Origin of the sequence: Nonomuraea sp. NPDC049129, from assembly GCF_040648495.1 — a bacterium.
GTDB lineage: Bacteria > Actinomycetota > Actinomycetes > Streptosporangiales > Streptosporangiaceae > Nonomuraea.
In genome coordinates this window covers 74,293-94,288 of the sequence record NZ_JBEZDU010000008.1, presented here as the reverse complement: position 1 = coordinate 94,288, position 19,996 = coordinate 74,293, and the positions used below count along the sequence as shown (strand labels likewise).

At 69.9% G+C, this 19,996-nt stretch carries 15 protein-coding genes; 6 read left to right on the top strand and 9 right to left on the bottom strand.

The features are described from left to right. Positions 1 to 14 precede the first annotated feature (14 nt). The 3 genes from murA to AB0B64_RS25985 all read left to right on the top strand — a co-directional run bounded on the left by murA (position 15) and on the right by AB0B64_RS25985 (position 3,953). Positions 15 to 1,280 carry a UDP-N-acetylglucosamine 1-carboxyvinyltransferase gene (murA, locus tag AB0B64_RS25995; protein WP_357957507.1) on the top strand — a complete coding sequence of 422 codons (1,266 nt, stop codon included), beginning with the start codon at positions 15 to 17 and terminating at the stop codon, positions 1,278 to 1,280. 201 nt (positions 1,281 to 1,481) lie between these two features. Further along, positions 1,482 to 2,771, top strand: coding sequence for a GTP cyclohydrolase IIa (locus tag AB0B64_RS25990; RefSeq protein ID WP_357957509.1), 1,290 nt, complete (start codon positions 1,482 to 1,484; stop codon positions 2,769 to 2,771). Between the two features lie 246 nt (positions 2,772 to 3,017). Beyond that, a complete protein-coding gene (locus AB0B64_RS25985; RefSeq protein WP_357957511.1) occupies positions 3,018 to 3,953 on the top strand; it encodes an EamA family transporter in 936 nt (311 codons plus the stop codon). On the opposite strand, the gene AB0B64_RS25980 is transcribed toward AB0B64_RS25985, so the two are convergent. Both AB0B64_RS25980 and hisC read right to left on the bottom strand, forming a co-directional pair. After that, a complete protein-coding gene (locus tag AB0B64_RS25980; RefSeq protein ID WP_357957512.1) occupies positions 3,950 to 4,786 on the bottom strand; it encodes a nitroreductase/quinone reductase family protein in 837 nt (278 codons plus the stop codon). The two genes, AB0B64_RS25985 and AB0B64_RS25980, sit on opposite strands and share 4 nt — an antisense overlap. A gap of 374 nt (positions 4,787 to 5,160) precedes the next feature. Continuing rightward, entirely contained in the window at positions 5,161 to 6,222 is a 1,062-nt protein-coding gene (gene hisC / locus AB0B64_RS25975; RefSeq protein WP_357957514.1) for a histidinol-phosphate transaminase, read from the bottom strand. Positions 6,223 to 6,382: 160 nt separating this feature from the next. Between hisC and AB0B64_RS25970 the strand changes: the two genes are divergently transcribed. After that, on the top strand, positions 6,383 to 7,297 hold the full coding sequence (locus AB0B64_RS25970) for a MerR family transcriptional regulator (protein ID WP_357957516.1): 915 nt from the start codon (positions 6,383 to 6,385) through the stop codon (positions 7,295 to 7,297). Here the strand turns inward: AB0B64_RS25970 and AB0B64_RS25965 are convergent, their stop codons facing one another. The 6 genes from AB0B64_RS25965 to AB0B64_RS25940 all read right to left on the bottom strand — a co-directional run bounded on the left by AB0B64_RS25965 (position 7,298) and on the right by AB0B64_RS25940 (position 15,858). After that, positions 7,298 to 8,755 (bottom strand): SDR family oxidoreductase, encoded by a 1,458-nt coding sequence (locus AB0B64_RS25965; RefSeq protein WP_357957518.1) that lies wholly within the window; start codon positions 8,753 to 8,755, stop codon positions 7,298 to 7,300. It abuts the gene before it with no gap. A 483-nt stretch (positions 8,756 to 9,238) separates the two neighbouring features. Further along, complete coding sequence (locus tag AB0B64_RS25960) at positions 9,239 to 9,904, bottom strand: NUDIX domain-containing protein (protein WP_357957520.1); 666 nt, start codon at positions 9,902 to 9,904, stop codon at positions 9,239 to 9,241. 53 nt (positions 9,905 to 9,957) lie between these two features. Then, positions 9,958 to 11,742 (bottom strand): DUF4434 domain-containing protein, encoded by a 1,785-nt coding sequence (locus AB0B64_RS25955; RefSeq protein WP_357957522.1) that lies wholly within the window; start codon positions 11,740 to 11,742, stop codon positions 9,958 to 9,960. Between the two features lie 43 nt (positions 11,743 to 11,785). Continuing rightward, positions 11,786 to 12,874 (bottom strand): glycosyltransferase, encoded by a 1,089-nt coding sequence (locus AB0B64_RS25950; RefSeq protein WP_357957525.1) that lies wholly within the window; start codon positions 12,872 to 12,874, stop codon positions 11,786 to 11,788. A 19-nt stretch (positions 12,875 to 12,893) separates the two neighbouring features. Next, on the bottom strand, positions 12,894 to 14,156 hold the full coding sequence (locus tag AB0B64_RS25945; RefSeq protein WP_357957527.1) for a nucleotide sugar dehydrogenase: 1,263 nt from the start codon (positions 14,154 to 14,156) through the stop codon (positions 12,894 to 12,896). A gap of 115 nt (positions 14,157 to 14,271) precedes the next feature. Beyond that, positions 14,272 to 15,858: a glycosyltransferase gene (locus AB0B64_RS25940; RefSeq protein ID WP_357957529.1), complete on the bottom strand. Its 1,587-nt coding sequence runs from the start codon at positions 15,856 to 15,858 to the stop codon at positions 14,272 to 14,274. Positions 15,859 to 16,013: 155 nt separating this feature from the next. Between AB0B64_RS25940 and wecB the strand changes: the two genes are divergently transcribed. Together wecB and AB0B64_RS25930 are read left to right on the top strand one after the other, a co-directional pair. Further along, positions 16,014 to 17,144, top strand: coding sequence for a UDP-N-acetylglucosamine 2-epimerase (non-hydrolyzing) (gene wecB, locus AB0B64_RS25935; RefSeq protein ID WP_357957531.1), 1,131 nt, complete (start codon positions 16,014 to 16,016; stop codon positions 17,142 to 17,144). A 69-nt stretch (positions 17,145 to 17,213) separates the two neighbouring features. After that, entirely contained in the window at positions 17,214 to 19,250 is a 2,037-nt protein-coding gene (locus tag AB0B64_RS25930; RefSeq protein WP_357957533.1) for a glycosyltransferase, read from the top strand. A gap of 2 nt (positions 19,251 to 19,252) precedes the next feature. On the opposite strand, the gene AB0B64_RS25925 is transcribed toward AB0B64_RS25930, so the two are convergent. Next, entirely contained in the window at positions 19,253 to 19,948 is a 696-nt protein-coding gene (locus AB0B64_RS25925; protein ID WP_357957535.1) for a hypothetical protein, read from the bottom strand. Positions 19,949 to 19,996: the final 48 nt, after the last annotated feature.

Below are 19,996 nucleotides of genomic sequence, written 5' to 3'. Positions count from 1 at the left end.
GAGGAGCCGCACGAATGGTCCGTTACCGCGTGCGCGGTGGCAACCCACTGCGTGGAACCGCCTTCATCCAGGGCGCGAAGAACGCCGTGCTGCCCATGATCGGTGCGGCCCTGCTTGCCCCCAAAGGCCGCACTGTCCTGCGCAACGTACCGATCATCGAGGACGTGCGGCGGGCGGTGGAGCTGGCCGAGGCCATCGGCGCGTACGTCGAGCTGCACGAGGCCGAGCGCACCCTGGTGATCGACGCCTCCCGGCTGACCAGCGCGGTGCTGCCCGCCGACATCGCCAGGCGCTTCCGCGGCTCGGTCCTGTTCACGCCCGCCCTGCTGCACCGGCTGGGCGAGGCGATCGTGGAGGGGGTCGGCGGCTGCAATCTCGGCAGTCGCAACCTCGACTTCCACTACCTGGGCTACAAGCGGCTGGGCGCGGTCGTCGACGAGGGCGAGACGGTCATCCACGTCAAGGCGTCCGGCCTGACGGGCGCGACCCTCTACCTCGACACCCCCTCGCACACCGGCACCGAGAACCTCATCATGGCCGCCGCCCTGGCCAAGGGCACCACCGTGATCGAGAACGCGGCGCTGGAGCCCGAGGTGCTCGACGTCATCGACATGCTCACCAAGATGGGCGCGCGGATCAGCGGCGGCGGCACCGGCTTCATCACCGTCGAGGGCGTCGACGAGTTGCAGGCCGTGGAGCACACCGTGATGCCGGACCGGCTCGACGCCGGTGTGTTCGCGATGGGCGCGGCGATCACCGGCGGCGACCTCAGCCTCGTGGGCACCGGCCTCGACCTGGGCGTCGTCCGCTACAAGCTGGAGCAGATGGGCGTCGACTTCGCCCGGCCCGGCGCGGTTCTCCACGTACGGTGCGAGCGGCCGCTGCGGCCGATCAACATCATCACCGACACCTACCCGGGCTTCGCCACCGACCTCCAGTCGCCGATGATGACGGTCGCCGCCCTGGCCGACGGCACCAGCTACATCCACGAGCGCATCTTCGACGGCCGCTTCGCGCTGGCCGGCGAGCTGAACAAGATGGGCGCCGACGTGGAGGTCGAGGGCAGCAGGGCGATCGTCAGGGGCGCCACCCCGCTGAAGGGCACCCGGGTGACGGCGCACGACCTGCGTTCCGGAATCGCGCTGGTGCTGGCCGGACTGGCCGCCGAAGGCGAGACCGTCATCGAGTCCGGATACCTCATCGACCGCGGGCACGCGCATCTCGCCGAGCGAATGCGGGCGCTGGGGGCGGACATTACACAAGAGATTTCCGACCGCTAAAAAGCGTGAGGAATACCTGCTTGAGCTGCTGATATACCTTCACAGCCAGTCAAGCAGAACGACTTTCCGGAAAAGTCGGGCGTGACATTATGGTCCCCGCGAGCGATCGTTCCAAAAGAGAGCACTGCAACAGACAGCAGGATGGGACGAACATTGGTCGAGAGGGCCGAAGAAACTCCCCGAGTGTCACGCCCGGGTGCCATGACACCGGACCTCACCATTGGTGTGGTCGGACCCCACGATCTGGTCGAGCGGGTCATGCTGATGGGGCACGCTGCTGCGCCACTTCCGTGCCGCCTTGTGGCGGCCGCCTACCGCGATGAGCAGGAGGCGCCCGACAAAGTGACGCGGCTCGGGCCCGGCGTGGACGCATGCCTGTTCGCCAGCCCGGTCCCCTACGACCTGGCCAGGCGCTCGGGTGTGCTGACGATGCCCGCGACCTACGTGCAGCTCGGCGGTGCGGCGCTGGTCGCCGCGCTGGCCAAGGCGGCGTTGGACTCGCGCATCGACCCGCAGCGGGTGAGCATCGACGTGGTGGCCAGGGCGGACGTCGAGGAGGCGTACACAGACCTCGGGATTGCCGCAACGGATGTCCACAGCCGCGACGAGCCGGGCGCCACCGGCACGATCGCGGCTTACCACGAGCGCCTGGCCCGCCAGGGATCCACCACCGGCGCGCTCACGTGCCTGCCGGCGGTCGCCGAACGCCTCCAGGCGTCCGGCGTCCCGGCCATCAGGATCAGGCCGACCTCCGCGGCCGTGCGCACCGCGCTGCACACCGCAGCGCTGCTCGGTGCGCACCACCGCCTGGAGGAGTCGCAGCTCACCGTGGTGCTGGTCGAGGTGCCGACGTTACGCGAGCCGGTACGCCGCGCCGCGCCGCGTTACTGGCGCGACGAGCTCCGGCTGTCGCTGCATCGGCTGCTGGTCCAGGAGGCGAACCGCATCAACGCCACCGTCTGGCCGATCGACGATCACAGCTATCTGGTCACCGCGACCAGGGGCTCGATCGCCGCCGCGACCGACGGGTTCAGGGTGTTGCCGTTCGCCGCCAGGATCCGCGACGAGCTGGGACTGGCGGTCGAGGTCGGCGTGGGCATGGGACGCACCACCCACGACGCGGAGTCGCACGCACGGGCGGCTCTGGCGCGTACCCAGGCCGGTAAACAGGCCCAGGGCTTCGCCGTGGACCGTGAGGGCCGAGCGCTCATCCCGGCCCCGCGGATGCCCCCTCAGGGCTCCACCGCGCTCAAGCCCAAGGGCGTGGAGGTGCTGGCCCGGCTCGCCGCCAAGCTGGAGGGCGGCGACACCGTGGTTGACGCGGAGGGTGCGGGGAAGATGCTCGGAGTGACGCCGCGTACGGCTCGGCGGTTGCTGCGCACGTTGGTCGACGAGGGACTCGCGTGGCCGCTGCCGCCCAACCGTACGCCTCAGCCTGGCCGGCCGCGCCAGCTCTACCGCCTCATCGTGGAGAAGCTCGGGCCTCGCTGATCGCGCCCAGGTACGGGTCCGCCGTCCCCCCTTCCCTTTCCTGGGGCGGCGGGCCCCCTGCCTCTTCGGCCGGGTGTGTTTTTGGTCATGTGAACTAGTGATTGGCCGCGTCCGAAGAGGGTATGTATTGCGTCGCCCCCGATCGACGGGATTCGGACGGGGGCACCAAAGCCTCTCTGTCCCGTCGACTCAGCAGTCCGGGACCCGCCAGCGTTCTGTCGGGAACGCCCGCTATTGTCATGGCCTATGGCATCGGACACCCCTGACCGCCCTCCCCTGCTCGTCTGGAGCGCGCTGGTCATCGTTTATGTGGTCTGGGGTTCGACGTACCTCGGCATCAAGATCGCTGTTGAGACCATCCCGCCGATGCTCAGCGGGGCGCTGCGGTTCGTGACGGCGGCGGTGATCCTCGGCGGGTTCCTGGTCGCGCGCAAGGGCTGGGCGCCGTTCCGGATGACCCGGGCCCAGTTCGGCGGGGCCGCGCTGGTGGGGTTGCTCCTGCTGACCACCGGCAACGGCCTGCTGGCCGTGGCGGAGCGGAGCGTGTCCAGCGGGCTGGCCGCGCTGCTCGTCGCCTCCGTGCCGCTGTGGCTGGTGGTGTTCAGGATCGTGGCCAGAGATCGGCCGAAGGTGCTGACGCTGGTCGGCGTGCTGGTCGGGTTCGGCGGCGTGGCGGCACTGTCACTGAGCGGCGGTGGCGGGCCGGCGAGCACCAGCGGGATCGTGATCGTCCTGGTGGGGTCGCTGTCGTGGTCGGTCGGGTCGTTCCTGTCGGCGCGGATCCCGATGCCGGCCAACCCGTTCGCGGCCAGCACGATCGAGATGCTGGTGGGCGGGGCCGGGCTGGCCGTCACGGGCCTGTCGGTGGGCGAGCGGCTGGACGTCACGGCCGTCTCCGGACGGTCGTGGGCCGGGCTGGTCTACCTGATCCTGGTCGGGTCGCTGGTCGGTTTCACCGCCTTCAGCTGGCTGCTCAGCAACGCGCCGATCTCGCTGGTGTCGACCTACGCGTACGTCAACCCGGCGGTGGCGGTGCTCCTCGGCGCGCTCGTGGTGAGCGAGCAGGTGACCTGGCAGATCATGCTGGGCGGGTTGGTGATCCTCGTGGGCGTCGCCCTCGTGGTGTCCACGGAGCGACGACCCAAGGCGAAACGGCTCACCCCTGAAGAGGTCAGGGCTTAGGGGTTCATGGCGTTCAGGATCGGGACGAGCTCCCGTTCCTCGTAATCGAGGTGCGCTTCGAGCTCGGTCACGAGCCGATCCACCTCCGCGAGCACCTTCGGGGCGGGCGCGGCCGGCTCGCCGTCCGCGAGCAGTCCCTGAAGCTCGTCGAGGAGCCGGGAGACCGTCCCGTGCTCCTCGCGCAACCGGTCCACCACGAGGGTGAGCTCGGGATGCCGCCCTTCGACCCAAGGGAACATCCCGGCGTCCTCGAACGTGTGATGCTGATGGAGCCCCTGGCACAGGGTCAGGCAGTTGACCCGCAACTGCACGCCCAGGCCGCCGGTCCCGGACGCGGCGACCTCCTTGCGGATCAGCCGCAGCTCCCGGCGGAACGCGTCGTGCACCCGCACCAGGAAGTCACCCCCTCGCGTGCCGTCCGGAGCGCCGCCGAGCGGGGTCAGCGCGACCACGGGGATGACCCGGCTCGTCTTCGCCTGGTAGGCCGCCCAGCCGGGGTCCATCTCGACCGCCCGCGCGAAGGCGCTGTCGCGTTCCTCGTCTTCGAGGACGACCGCGTCGGCCGGGTAGGTGAAGATGCCGTCCTCCACGGTCACTCGCGGCGTGGCCAGGAGGTTGTGGTACCAGGCCGGGTGCTTGGGCGCCCCTCCGGCGGAGGCGATGATCAGCATGCGCTCGCCGTCCGGCAGGTAGCCGACCGGAGTGGTGTGCTGGGCGCCGGTCCTGGCGCCGGTGGTCGTCAGAAGGAGCAACCGGGCGCCGTCGAACATGGCGACCTGGCCCTGGTTGGCACGGAACTCGTCGATGATCTGCTGATTGAAGTCTTGGGGCATGCTCTGCTTGCTCTCCAGATGTGAGAAAGGGTTACGACGGGCGGATGCGCACGGCACGCCGTACCGGCCTCGGGCGGAGAGCCTCGATGAGCACGCGAGGGGAAAGGGCGGTCAGGCGATCACCGGACCGTCGGGCAGCACAACGGTCAGGCGATGGCCGGACCGCAGGGCAGCGCAAAGGATCGCGTGCGACGGTGGTGCCGGGCACCACCGGGCATGGGGACGACGCGCGGGCGCGCGATCAGATCAGGCGCTGCCTGTGAAGTGAGAAGTCACGACATCATCCCCTACAACCGGTGCCTCCATGCCGCCGACGTCCTCCGGCCGGCGACACGCGACAAGAGGCCCATTACACGGCCTGACCACACAAACTGTCAACTCGCCTTGAAGGCCGCCGCCGCCGCGAGGAACGTGTCGTTCGCCTCCGGGTCGCCGATCGAGACGCGGGCGCCCTCCCCCGCGAACGGCCGCACCGCCACGCCCACGGCCGCGCACGCCGCCGCGAAGTCGAGCGTGCGCTCGCCGAGCCGCAGCCAGACGAAGTTGGCTTCGGTCAGGGGGATGGTCCAGCCCTGGGCGATGAGCGACTCGCGCACCCGGGTCCGCTCCTTGACCACGGTGTCGACCCGCTCCATCAGCTCGTCCTCCGCGCGCAGGGAGGCGATGGCCGCGATCTGCGCGAGGTGGTTGACGGCGAACGGGATGATCGTCTTCCGGATGGCCGACGCCACCGCCTCGTGTCCCACCAGGTAACCGACACGCAGCCCCGCCAGACCGTAGGCCTTGGAGAAGGTACGCAGGACGCAGACGTTCGGCCGGTCGCGGTAGAGGGTGAGACCGTCGGGCACGTCCTCGTCGCGCACGTATTCGCGGTAGGCCTCGTCCAGGACCACCAGCACGTCGTCCGGCACCCGGTCGAGGAAGGCCACCAGCTCGGCCCGGCGGATCGCGGTGCCGGTGGGGTTGTTGGGGTTGCAGACGAAGATCATGCGCGTCCGGTCGGTGATCGCCTCGGCCATGGCGTCCAGATCGTGGTCCTCGCCCGCCAGCGGCACCCTGACCGACTCCGCCCCGGCCAGGTCGGCCAGCAGCGGATAGGCCTCGAACGACCGCCACGCGTAGATCACCTCGGCGCCGGGCTCACTGACGGCCTCGAACAGCTGCTGCGCCACGGTGACGGACCCCGCCCCGAGCGCGATGTGCTCGACCGGCACCTCGAACCGCTCTGCGATGGCCTCCGTCAGCTTGATCGCCCCCGGGTCGGGGTAGCGGTGGACCTGCCGCGCCCCCTCGGCGATCGCCTCGACCACGGACGGCAGCGGGTCGTAGGGCGACTCGTTGGAGGAGAGCTTGTACGAGCGGCCATCAGGAGACATGACGGCCTTGCCCGGCTTGTACGCCGGCATGGTGTCCAGAATCGAGCGGAAACGAGGCATGGCTTCACCCTAAAAGAAGCCGACCGGCAGGGCAGCATCGGGAGCCTGCTGAACAAAGTTGGCGAAATCTGCATCCGCAGGGCCATCGGCTCCGTTGTCTCCGGCGTGAGGCGGTTCGCTGCGACCGTGGAGGCGATCGTTCGAAAGAATGGGCGGAGCCATGGCTGAGCATCAGGATTCGGTGGAAACGGGATATGGCATCGGTGCCGTGTCCCGGCGGCTCGGCGTGCCCGCGGCCACGTTGCGCACCTGGAATCTGCGGTACGGCATCGGCCCGAGCGGCCGCAGCCGGGGCGGGCACCGCCGCTACGACGCCACGGATCTGCTCCGCCTGGAGGAGATGAACAGGTTGATCCGGGAGGGTGTCGCACCGGCGGAGGCGGCGCGGGCATCGCTGCGTCTGCGACCGGGGGCGGACCAGCGCGAACCGGCCGAGCCCGCCGCCCCTGGAGCCGGGGTGGCCGGGCCGGTGCCCACGACGGCGATGCTGGCCAGGGCCGCGACGAGGCTGGACGGCGGGGCCGTCGGCGCGGGGGTCACGGCCGCGATCGCGCGGCACGGCCCGGCCTGGACGTGGGAGCGGCTCGTCCTGCCCGTCTTCGCCACGATCAGCCGCCTGCAGCGCAGGACGGGGGCGGGCATCGAGGTCGAGCACCTGTTCTCCGACGGCGTCCTGGCGGCGCTGCATCCGCTGCTCGAACCGCCCGCGGCGCCGGTCAACCTCCGGCCCGTGTTGCTGGCGTGCGCGGAGGAGGAGCAGCACAGCCTGCCCCTGTACGCGGTCGGGGCCGTGCTGGCCGGGACCACGGGGGTGGCGGTGCGGCTGCTCGGCGCGCGGACGCCGTACGGGGCGCTGGCCGATGCGATCCGCACGCTGGGGCCGTGCGCGGTCTTCCTCTGGTCGCAACAGGCGCTGACGGGGGATCCGGCTCCGCTGGCGGCGCTGCCGCCGGTGCGGCCGCCGTACCGGGTGGTGGTAGGCGGTCCTGGCTGGTGGGATGGGCTGCCACGCGGAGTGACCAGGGTGGGTTCGCTCGAAGAGGCGGTGACCCGGCTGGTGGCGGCGGCGAGCTGATCAGGAGGCCGCGGTGACCAGGTTCTTCGGCAGCCGTCCGAAGATCAGCCGGTGGAAGGGGACCAGGGTCCACCAGTAGAGGTGGCCGAGGAGCCCGCGCGGGTAGAAGATGGCGCGCTGCTCGTAGACGGTTCTGCCGTCCTCCTGCCGTACGGCGAGCTCTAGCCAGGCCAGGCCAGGCAGCCGCATCTCGGCGCGCAGCCGCAGCAGGCGGCCGGACTCGATCTCCTCCACCCGCCAGAAGTCGATGGAGTCACCCACCCTGAGCCTGCGCGGGTCCCGTCGCCCGCGGCGCAGCCCGACGCCGCCGGCGATCCGGTCGAGCACGCCGCGGGCCCGCCATGCCACGGGAAGGGAGTACCAACCGTTGCCGCCGCCGATGCCCTCGATGACGTCCCACAACGCACCCGGCGGGACGTCGCTGGTCAGGGTGCGGCGGTCGATGTAGAGGCTGCCGCCGGCCCAGTCGGGGTCGGTGGGCAGGGGGTCGCTCGGGGCGCCCGGGGTGGAGGCGGAGGACCAGCGGGTCGCGACGTCGGCCTCCTTGATCTTCCGCAGGGCGAGGGCGACCGCGCGGCGGAATCCGATCAAACCTTCCGGCGGATCGGGAACGTAGGCGGCGATGTCGTGCTCGCGGCAGACCGCCTCGTTGCGCAGCGACTCCACCAGGGGTCGGGCGATGGTGGCCGGGACCGGCGTGACCAGGCCGACCCAGTGGCTGGACAGCCACGGGCTCAGCAAGGGCACCGGGATGATGCATCGCGGCGGCAACCCGGCGGCGGCCGCGTAGCCGCGCATCATGTCGGCGTAGGTCAACACGTCCGGGCCGCCGATGTCGAAGGCGCGGTCGACCTCCTCGGGGATGGACGCGCACGCCCGCAGGTAACGCAGCACGTCATGTACCGCGATGGGTTGCGTACGGCTGCGCACCCAGCGCGGCGTGGTCATCACCGGGAGCCGCTCGGTGAGGTAGCGCAGCATCTCGAACGAGGCGGAACCCGCGCCGATGATCACAGCGGCGCGCAGGACGACGGCGGGCACCCGGCAGCCCAGGAAGATGTCGGCGACCTCGGCGCGCGAGCGCAGGTGCGGTGACAGGTCCTCGTCTCCGGTGAGGCCGCCGAGGTAGACGATCCTGCGTATGCCCGCCGCCTCGGCGGCGGCGGCGAAGGCCCGCGCGGACCGGCGGTCGGCGTCGGCGAAACCCTTCCCGCCACCCATGGTGTGGATCAGGTAGTAGGCCACGTCGACGCCCTCCAGCGCGGCGCGCGTGGCAGCGGCGTCCAGGGCGTCGGCCGCCACGATCTCGGTGCTGCCCGCCCAGGGCAGGTCACGCAGGCGGGCAGGGGAGCGGACCATGCAGCGCACGCGATGCCCGGCGTCGAGGAGCTCGGGCACGAGTCGCCCGCCGATGTAGCCGGTCGCGCCCGTCACCAGCACTTGTCCCGATTCAGACACCCGATCGCTCCTTTCGTGCTGAATGACCTCTTGATCAGCGACGGCGAGCCGTGCATGCGCATCCGCTGATCAGGCGGGGACGTGGTCGCGCGGGCGCAGCGCGTCGGGGTAGGGCGACACGGCGATCCTGGGCCGGGTCATGCCGCCGCCGGCCGTTCGGCGACGGACTCCTGGGTGGGGATCAGGCGTCGCAGGCAGGCGCGTTCCTCGATCATCACTCCCCCAAATGATAAACGATTCAAAATCTATTCAACCTCGCCATACAGAGGGCCGACAACCAAGAACACGGAGATCGTGCACCGCTCCGGCGTCTGCCGCGGAAACCTGGGAGTGGAGACCGTCAACCGGGACCTGCGGATCCGCGACCATCCGCCGCTGAGCCTCGCCGGGCGCGGCTCGACCCTCTCCTAAGGGCGGCCGCGCTCCGCCTTGATCGCCGCGTGAGGCGCCGCCCCTAGGTTCGGGTGCTGTTCCTTCATGGAGCTATTCCTTCAAGGAGCGCAGCATCGGGGGGTGGAGCAGCTCGGCGGGGCCGCGGCGGTGGAGTTTGGCCGGGCGGCCGCCGTCGCGGGTGGTGGTGGCGCCCGTCTCGACCAGGAAGCCTTCCGCCTTGGTGACCTTGCGGTGGAAGTTGCGGGGGTCCAGGGGGCGGCCCCAGACGATCTCGTACACGCGCCGCAGGTCCGCCACCGTGAACTCCGGCGGGCAGAAGGCGGCGCCCAGCGAGGTGTATTCGAGCTTCGCCCGCGCCCGCTCGATGCCGTCCAGCATGATGCGCCGGTGGTCGAAGGCCATCACGGACAGGGTGTCGACGGGCTGCCAGCTCATGTGGGCCTTCTCCGAGGCCGGCAGGTCCGGAGCCAGGCCGAGGTAGGCGACGCTGACCACGCGCTGGCGGGGGTCGCGGTCCGGGTAGCCGTAGGTCTGGAGCTGCTCCAGGTGCACCGGGGCGCCGGGGAGGCCGGCGCGTTCGGCCAGGATGCGCTGGGCCGCCGCGGGGAGGTCCTCGTCGAGCTGGATGAAGCCGCCAGGCAGCGACCAGCGCCGCAGGAACGGCGGGTTGTCCCGGCGCCACACGAGGGCGCACAGGGCCTGGCAGCGCACGGTGAGCACGACCAGATCGACGCTCACCGGGATGCTCGGGACCATGGCAGGCACGTTACACGCCGACCGGCCCAGGTCGCCCTCAGCGGCGGGCGCGCTCACGCCGCGATGCGGACGTGGAGCGGCTCCGTGGTGGCCTTCCCCGTGGGGAGTTTCACGCCGACCTTGACCCATTCGTCCGGCGGCACCTGGGCCCAGTCGAACGGCACCCACGCCGTCTGCATGCCCTCCGGCAGATCCTCCAGCGGGTCCTCGTCGAGCCAGCCCACGGCGGAGATCACCAGTTCCTTCAGCTCGTCCCCGTACTGGAGGGTGACCGTGCCGTCCTTGAGGTTGTACCCGCGCACCTCCACCCCGTCCTGGATGTCGCGGGAGCGCCGGATGGCGTCCACCGCGATCGGGCGCTGCCAGTCCTGGCTGATCTGCGTTTCCAGCGAAGGGGAGCCGCAGGTCAGGAAGTCGCTCCACATGTAGGAGACAATTTTCTGAACGTACCTGCCGGCCATGGTGACGGCCTGGTCGAGGCGTTTCTTGTCGGTCTGACCGCGGGTCCCCTGCGGGGCGCACGGGCGATCACCGGAGGGCTCGAACGCCTCGACGTTCGCCCAGAGCTGCACGTCGAAGCCCGCCTGGAGCATCTGGTCGCGGGCGGCGGACATCTCGCGGTAGTAGTCGCGCGTCGAGCCGTGGTAGGCGGTGCCGTACGTGGTCTCGCCCACGACGGAGCGCAGCCGCTCGTCGACCTCGGTGTCGCGCTGGTCGGGCCAGAACAGGCCCACCTTGCCGGTGCCGCGGCTGTCCTGCGGCGCGATGATGCCCACCCCGGTCTTGGCCAGCGCCACGAACGCCGCGGCCACCTGTTTGGGCGTCTGCCCGAAGGGGACGCGCTTGCGGGCGTCGAGGTAGGGGCTGATGAGGATGGGCTTGCCCAGCTCCTGCTCCACGATCTGGTGCTGCTCGGCGTACACCTCAAGGGTGGGGTTGCCGGCGAGCGTGTCGGCCATCTGCACCTCGAACGGCTGGTAGACGCCACCGAGCGAGGTGCGCCCGGCGAAGCGCGCACCATAGTCCTGCAGGATGCGGCGGGTCAGCGTCCGAAGTGTGTCGATGTGCTTTTTGTTGGCCCTGGTCGGGGTCACGGGGTCGCGCGGCGCGAGCGGCAGCGCCGGGAAGACCTGCACACCGAACTGCTCACCGAGGTCGAGGAGTTGCGTCAGGCTGTCGGTGTCCGAGCCGGCGACGAGGATCAGGTCGTACGGCTTGGGCTTGGTGAAGTCGCAGGTGGCGTCGTCGGAGCCGTCCATCGGGGTGAGCACGCGGAAGTACACCCGCTTGCCCACGGTGATCTTGCGTTCCATCTGGGGGCAGCGGAACAGGCCGGGCCCGAACGACTCGTCGGTGCGGTAGACGTATGTGCGGGCGATCCGGTTCTTCGGGTTCGCCTTCTGAAGGTCGAGCTCGGCCGCGTCGCGGCAGCTCCGGCCGTCTTCCACGCAGTCCTTGTAGAGCGGGTCGAGCTGTCCGTCCTTGGTCTGCACGCGGCCCTCGTCGTCGGGGGTACGAAACTGCAGGCCATAGCCGATCCTGATGACCGTGTCGCCGCCGAGGTTGTGGATGTCCTCCATCTGGTGGCGCCAGGTGCAGGGGTTGGACTTGGGGGTGATCCAGTAGCCGGTGACGGCGTAGGGAGCCTTCTCCTTGGTCTCGAACGTTCCACACCGGTCGGTGACCTCGCTCACCTTAGGCGTGGGCTCCGTGCGGGTCGGCGTCGCCTTGGCCTGCTGGCTGGTCTTCTTCGGAGGTTCGTCATTGGGCAGCACGACGATCACGGCCGCGACGGCGGCCAGGATCGCAGCGCCGAGAAGCACGAGAAGCCAGCGCACGTTGAGGAACCTACCGCCCTAGTGATCTGCCGAGGATAAGCCGCTAGTTCTTGACGCCTGCCCACGATTCGAGCTGGGCCACGAACCTCTTGGCCGAGTTGGGCCAGTGGTGGTTCGCGCGGGCCGCCGCGTAGCCGCGCGCGCCCTGCGCCCGCCGCTCCCGTACGTCGTCCCTCAGCGTCAGTACGGCCTGGGCCACGGCCTTCGGGTCCTCCCACGGGACGACCACGCCGCTGTCATACCGCTCGACCAGCTCGACCGCGCGGGGAGACGGCGTCGTGATGACCGGGATGCCATGGGCCATGTACTCGACGATCTTCGTGGGCATCGAATGACGGTAGTTCGGCTCGTCGTGCAGCAGCGAGAGCCCGGCCAGCGCGCCGTCGAGCCGCTTCAGCGCCTCGTCGTTCGGCATGAAGTCGCGCCACTCCAGCAGGCCCTCCGTGACGGCCTGGTTGAGCATCGGCCGGCTGTACGGGTCGGCGTAGCCGATCAGCTCCACCGCCACCCGGTACGGCTGGAGCAACCGGGCCACCTCGACGGCCTCCATCACGCCCCGGGCCCTGGACAGCCACCCCAGGTACACCACCCGGTCGTCGCCGGGCGGCGTGACCGAGTCGGGGACCCAGGTCTCGTTCGGCACGATCAGGTGGGCGTGCTTGAACCGGCCCGCGTAGGCCGTCTCGGCCAGCAGCAGGTGCAGGTGGCGCTCGGCGGTGCCCTCCAGCATGCGGGCGAGGAAGCGTACCGGGGGCCGCAGCAGCGACGGCAGCCACGGCTTGAGGGAGAGCGTCGCCGGGGTGTCCTCGTGGACGTCCCAGACCACGGGCGGGCGGTTGCGCACGCCCCAGATCGCGAACAGCAACTCCGGATCGTGGATCAGCACGATGTCGACCTTGCGCCGCATGCGCTTGAACAGCCTGCGGGCGGCCCAGACCCCGGCCATGCGCTTACGCTGCGCGGCCCTGGGCAGATCGACGCCGTTGACCCAAGGACGAGGCACGACCCCGTGGGCGGTGAACGAGGCGGCATACGTGACCTCATGACCTGCATCCACGAGGGCACGGATCTGCCTATGCAGGATCCTCGCGTCCTCGGGGTTATGCACCACCGTCATGACGAGCACGTGCACTGCGCGCAGCCCTCCGTCGCTACAGCCGCTCGACGCGTTCACCCTCGGTGAGAACACCGCGGGTGTCGAGCACGAGCCTGGCCTTAGCCTCGACCATGTCGAGGTCGAACGCGGCGTGCTGCTGCAGCAGCAGCGTCACGTCGGCGCCGACCACGGCCTCGGCCAAGTCCTCTTCACGGGGCACCGGGGTGCCGTCGACCGACCACTCCTTGACATGCGGGTCCGCGAACGTGAGCTCGGCCCCCAGTTCCAGCAGCGCACGCGCCACCGGCAGGGCCGGGGTCTCCCGTTCATCGGCGATGTCCGGCTTGTAGGTCACGCCGAGCATAACCACCTTGGCGCCATTTACGGCCTTTTTATGCCTGTTGAGCAGACGCTGTACCCGTGCCACCACATAGGACGGCATCCGCTCGTTGATCTCCTGAGCCAGCTCGACGAACCTGAACGGGTAGCCGAGCTTGCGCACCGTATACGACAGGTACGACGGGTCGACGGGGATGCAGTGCCCCCCGACGCCGGGACCGGGCAGGAACTTCTGGAAGCCGAACGGCTTGGTGGCCGCGGCCTCGATCGACTCCCACAGGTCGATCCCCAGCTCGTCGCAGAAGATCGCCATCTCGTTGACGAGGGCGATGTTGACGTGCCGGTAGGTGTTCTCGAGCAGTTTGGCCATCTCGGCCTCGCGCGTGCCGCTGACCGGCACGACCTGCTCGATGAACTGGCCGTAGAACGCCGTCGCGCGGTCACGGCAGGTGCTCGTGTAGCCCCCGACCACCTTGGGCGTGTTCCGCAGCCCGAACTTGGGGTTGCCCGGGTCGATCCGCTCCGGCGAGAAGGCCAGGAAGAAGTCTTCCCCCGCGACCAGGCCCGAGGTCTCGAGAATCGGGCGGGCCACCTCGTCGGTGGTGCCCGGCCACGTCGTGGACTCGAGCACGACCAGTGTGCCCTTGCTCAGATTGCGCGCGACCGTCCCCGTGGCGCCCTCGACGGCGGACAGGTCCGGCCGGTGGTCCTCGTCCAGCGGAGTGGGCACGCAGATGACGATCGTGTTGCTCTTGGCCAGCACGGACTCATCGAGCGTGGCGCTGAACCCGTTGGTCAGCATGTGCTCGAGATCGGCATCGGTCAGGTCATCGATGTAGGACTGACCGGCGTTGAGCGCGTCGACCTTGCGGGGGTCGACGTCCACGCCGACGACCCGCAGACCGGCCGCGACCGCCTCCTTGGCGAGCGGCATGCCGACGTAGCCCAGGCCGATGACCGCCAAGTCGATTTCTGTCACAGCAGTGCCTTAGAGAGCCGGAAACAACACTTCATGGTCGCAAAGGCTATCTCAAGTCCACCTAGCTCACGCCTAATGCGACCGAACCCGTCACAACAGACAGCCAATCTGAAGGTCATCGTTCGGTAATGGAGCGGTAGAGAGACCGGTAAGTTTCGGCAACTCGGCCCCAAGTGCGCTTGGCGGCCACCTCTGCCCGGCCCGCCTCACCCATCGCCGCGCGCCTGGCAGGGTCCTCCCTGAGCGCGGCGAGCGCCTTGGCCAGCGCCTCCGGATCGCCCGGCGGCACCAGCAGCCCGGCGCCGTCGGATCCGACCAGCTCCGACAGCGCGGGCAGGTCGCTGAGCACGACCGGCTTGCCGAGCGCCATCGCCTCGACGGGCTTCAGCGGCGTCACGAGCCGGGTCACCCGCAGGTCCTCGCGGGGACAGGAGAAGATGTCGATGGCCGCCTGGGCCTGCAGCGCCTCGTCCGGACCCACACGGCCCGGCAGGAGCGCGCTCATCAGCCCCAGCTCGCCGACCAGCTCCAGCAGGTTCTCGCGCTCGGTGCCGTCGCCCACGATGAGCACCCGCACCGGCGTGCCCTCGTCGCGCAGCAGCGCCGCGGCCCGCAGCAGCGTCGCGAACCCCTCGTAGCCCACGATGCTGGACACCGACCCGACGACGATCTCGTCCTTCGCGATGCCCATGCTCGCTCTGAACGCCTCACCGTCGTAGGAGGCCGTGAGCAGCGAGTCGTCGACCGCGTTGGGCGCCAGGAAGATCCGCTCCCTGGGCACGCCCCGCTCGACGATCTCCGTGGCCATCGTCTCGGCCAGCGTGACGACCGCGTCGGCCTCGCGCATCAGGAACGCCTCGCGCTCGCGCTGGAGCACGTGGCGCTCGCTGCCGATCCGGCCGGGGTCGCGGGAGGCCCAGGTCTCCTCCAGGAAGCCGCGGACCTCGTAGACGAACGGCGTGCCGGTCCGCTCGCGTACGGCGTGCGCGATGGAGCCGTTGCGGTGGTCGGTGGCGGCGTGCAGCACCTGGGGCCGCAGCTCCGCGACGAGCTTGGTGACCCCCTCGGCGCCCTTGATGATCCGCCCGCGGGTCTCGAACGGCATCTCGCCGTGCCCGTCGGGCAGCAGCCGGTAGTAGGGGATCCCGTCGAGCTCCTCGAACGGCGGCGCGTCGGCGTGCCCCTGCAGCATCGGCCAGCCCCAGCTGGTGACCACGTGCGGATCCAGGCCCTTGGCCTGCTGCGCCATGACGATGCGGTGCGTACGGACCGTGTAGCCGGCCTGCGTGTACGGCAGGGCGTTGGTCACGCAGTGCAGGACCCGCCCGGCCACCCGGTCCACGACGGCCACCTTGGGCTGCGGCGGGATCGGGTCGGGGCTGATCGCGGCCAGCTCACCCCGGTAGTAGGCGGCCCTGCGCTTGACGAAGGGGTATTTGGTGTGTTCTTCGAGCACCGCCGCGGCCTGGCTGACCCGGCCCTGGTCCCAGTGCTCCTTGGCCTCGTTCCACGGCCCCTTGAGCACCCGCATGCTGAACTTGCGGACCGCGCGCCTGGCCCGGCGGGCGGCCGGCCAGGCGACCTTGCCCACGACGGGACGGAGGGCGGGCGGGAGCGACTCGGCCGCCGCCTGGGCCACGCGCACCGGGTCGGCCTTCACCTTCGTCATGACGACGCGGGAGACGATGATCGGGTGCTGCACGAAGCCCCTGATAAGGCCGCCGACACCGGCTCTAGCGGACTTGGCGGAAACCTTGCCGTTTGGTCTTGGGGAGTCTTCACGACTGGCGTCGGATGCCACGCGGTGACCGTACCATAGGCAGCGTTTTTTCCCTTCCGCTATGAAAGGCGAGGTCAATGAGGGAGAACCCCCTGGTCCTGCACGTTCTGGGCGCCCGTCCCAACTTCGTGAAAGCGGCCCCGGTGGTGCGGGCACTCGGTGAACTCGGCGTGCGGCAGGGCATCATCCACACCGGTCAGCACTATGACGCGCTGATGTCCGACGTGTTCTTCGCCGACCTCGGACTGCCGGAGCCGGTGGCCAATCTGGGCGTCGGTTCGGGCAGTCACGCGAAGCAGACCGCGGCGCTGCTCGTCGGCCTGGAGGAGGTCGTTCTCGAGCACGACCCCGACCTGGTGGTGGTCTACGGCGACGTGAACTCGACGCTGGCCGCGATCCTGGTCTGCGCCAAGCTGGGCGTACGCACCGCGCACGTCGAGGCGGGCCTGCGCTCGTTCGACCGGGGCATGCCGGAGGAGGTCAACAGGATCGTCACCGACTCCCTGTCGGACCTGCTCTTCGCCACCTCGCCCGACGCGCTCTCGCACCTGGCGGCCGAGGGCGTGCCCGCCGCCAAGGTGCACCTGGTGGGCAACCCCATGATCGACAGCCTCTTCTCCGCGCTGCCGGCGCTGGACCCGGCGCCCGTGGTGGCCCGGCTGGACATACCGGCTCGTTATGCCGTGGCGACCCTGCACCGCCCGGCGAACGTCGACACCCCCGAGGCGGCCAAGGAGCTGGTCTCGGCCGTGCTGGACGTCGCCCGCCAGATCCCGATCGTGGTGCCGATCCACCCCAGGGGGCGTACCCGGCTGGCCGAGGCGGGCCTGGTCGACGGTCCCTCGGTCAAGGTGATCGAGCCGCTGGGCTATGTGGACTTCCTCTCACTCGTCCGGGGCGCCGCGCTGGTGGTCACCGACTCGGGCGGCGTGCAGGAGGAGACGACGATGCTGGGCGTGCCGTGCCTGACGGTCCGGCCCAACACCGAGCGGCCGATCACGATCACGCATGGGACCAACCGGCTGGTCACCCCGGCCCTGCTGCCGGCCGCGGCCGAGAAGGCGCTGGCCGACGGGGCCACGACGCCGTCGGGTGAGCTGCCGCCGCTGTGGGACGGCGCCGCCGGGCCGCGGATCGCCCGGGTCATCTCGGCCTGGCTCAAGGGGGACAACCTCTCGCCCGCCGCACAGGGCGCGCGTTCCGAATAACCCCCTCATTCCGTACGGTCCCCGCCGTACCATGACATACCTCCGCTAAGTGATAAGGCGTGCATCCCCATGGCCGAAACCCCTGAAGAGCCCACGTACCAGCGACTCGGCCCCGTGAACTGGCTGCCCGAGGAGCGCAAGCTCGTCGAGCGCTATGAGGCGGACATCAGGGAGCTGCGCCGGCGGCTGGAGATAGCCGAGGCCAAGGCCGCCTATGCCACGTGGAAGCTGGAGGCCACCCAGGCCAAGCGGACGTTCAAGCTGGGTGAGGCGCTGGGGTCGAAGAGCCCGGGCAAGGTGCTGGAGGCGGTCAGGTCCAAGGACCGGGCGCCCAAGGCCCCGATCCCGGTCACCTTGGCCGTCGCGGCGGCCAACCACCGGCCGCCGCTGGTCGAGGTGCCGACCGTGAAGTGGCCGGCCGGGCCGGTGAACCGGCCGGACCTCAAGGTCGCCGTCATCCTGGACGACTTCTCGCGGCTGGCGTTCAGGTACGAGTGGGACCAGATCGAGTTCGGGCTCAAGGACTGGCCGGAGATCTTCGCCGAGAAGCGGCCTGACCTGCTGTTCTGCGAGTCGGCCTGGCACGGGAACCAGGGCCGCTGGCGCTACCAGATGACCGGGACGAACGCCCCCAAGGACCCGCTGCGCGACCTCGTGGCGTGGTGCCGCGCCGAGGGGATCCCGACGGTCTTCTGGAACAAGGAGGACCCGCCGAACTTCGAGTTCTTCATCGACACGGCCAAGCTGTTCGACTACGTGTTCACCTGCGACGGTGACATGGTCCCGAAATATCGTGAAACTTTGGGCCACGATCGGGTGGACGTACTCCAGTTCGCCGCCCAGCCCCGCGTGCACAACCCGATCCAGCAGAAGCAGGGCCGCCTGCACGACGTCGTCTTCGCCGGCATGTACTTCCGCGACAAGCATCCCGAGCGCCGCGAGCAGATGGAGACGGTCATCGACCCGATCCGCGAGCTGGGCCTGCACATCTTCGCCCGCAACGGCGAGGTCGACGAGAAGTACGCCTGGCCGGAGAAGTATCGCCCGCACATCGTGGGCGAGCTCCCCTACGACCAGATGCTCGCGGCCTACCGGATGTACAAGGTCTTCCTCAACGTCAACTCGGTGCTCGACTCGCCCACGATGTGCGCGCGCCGCGTGTTCGAGCTGTCGGCCTGCTCCACGCCGGTCGTCTCCGGGTGGTCCAGGGCGATCGAGGAGACGTTCGGCGACCTGCTGCCGATCGCCCGCGAGCCGGTCGAGTCGTACAACCAGGTGCTGCACCTGATCAACAGCCCGGAGCTGCGGGCCCGCATGGGGCACCTGGCGATGCGCGAGGTGTTCGACAAGCACCTGTTCACGCACCGGGTGGACCAGATACTCCGGTTCCTGGGGCGGCCCGTCACCACCGGGGCCCGGTCGATCTCCGTGGTGCTGCCGACCAACCGGGCCGCGCAGATCGAGCACGCGATCTCCTCGGTGGCCAAGCAGATCCACCGACCGCTGCAGCTCGTCATGGTCCTGCACGGCCTGGACATCGACCCGGTGGTGGTGGCCGACAAGGCCCGCATGGCGGGCATCTCCGACGTCGTCGTCCTGCCCGCCTCGGCCGAGCTGTCGCTGGGCGCCTGCATGAACCTGGGCATCGCCGCCGCCGAAGGCGACCTGATCGCCAAGATGGACGACGACAACCTGTACGGCGAGCACTACCTGTCGGACCTGGTCAGGGCCTTCGACTACACCGACGCGGAGCTGGTCGGCAAGGGCGCCCACTACTCCTACTTCGAGGGCCTCAACACCACCATGCTGCGGCTGCCGGGGCTGGAGCACCGGTACTCGTTCCTCGTGCAGGGCGGGACGTTCCTCGGCAAGGCGGACATGTTCCGGTCGTACGGCTTCGCGGACATCACCCGGGGCGAGGACACGCACCTGGTCCGCAGGCTGAAAGAGGACAAGGTCAAGATCTACTCCGCGGACCGGTTCAACTTCGTCTATTGGCGCAGCGCCGACGCCTCCATGCACACCTGGCAGGCCGACCACATCAAGCTGACCAGGAACGCCCAATTCTCTTTTGTCGGCCGACCGGACGATCACGTGCTTGTTTAGTTTTATCTGGTGATGCGGGCCAGATTCTGGTCGGCCAGGCCGGCGAGCTCGAACAGGTCGGCGGGCGCCACCTTCCGGCCGACGACGAGCATGCTCATGATGACCTTGCCGCGCCGGATGACCACCGAGCCGATCTGCGCGTCGCCGTGGCCGCCCGACGCGGTGGTCAGGTAGGCCCGGGACTCCTCGCCCCGCGTGGGCATGCCCAGGTCGCGCGTACGGTAGGTCACCCGCGTTCCGTGCACGTCGGCCCCGTAGGAGGCGCACTGCGCGGGCAGCGGCGCGGGAAAGGCGGAGGCGGGCATGGACACCAGCGCCTGGGTGATCGAGTCGCTGCCGGAGGAGAAGGCGACCACGGCGGCGGGCGCCTCCGCGACCTCGGGCTTGGTCAGGTCCAGCTGACCGGCCCCGCCGCACTCGGGCCGGTCGAGCTTGGCCTGGCGCACGGCGGAAAGACCCTGCCTGGTGGACTTGAGTGAGCCGAACGCCCCGGCCTCCGGCCCGTAGGCCAGGCTCATGCCCTTGGGGGTGGGCAGCAGGCCGGCCCGGAGCCTGGCCGCTCCGGGCGCGGACCGGGACGGGGACGGGGTGGCGGACGGGTCGGCGGGCGTGGTGCCGGACGGGTCGGCGGCCGGGGGCACGTCCGGCAGGGGCGCGCCCACGACCTCGTCGGCGGCACATCCCGATATGGCCATCATGCTCAGACAAATGAGAGAAAGAGCCTTAAGCATGAATTCTCCACTCCC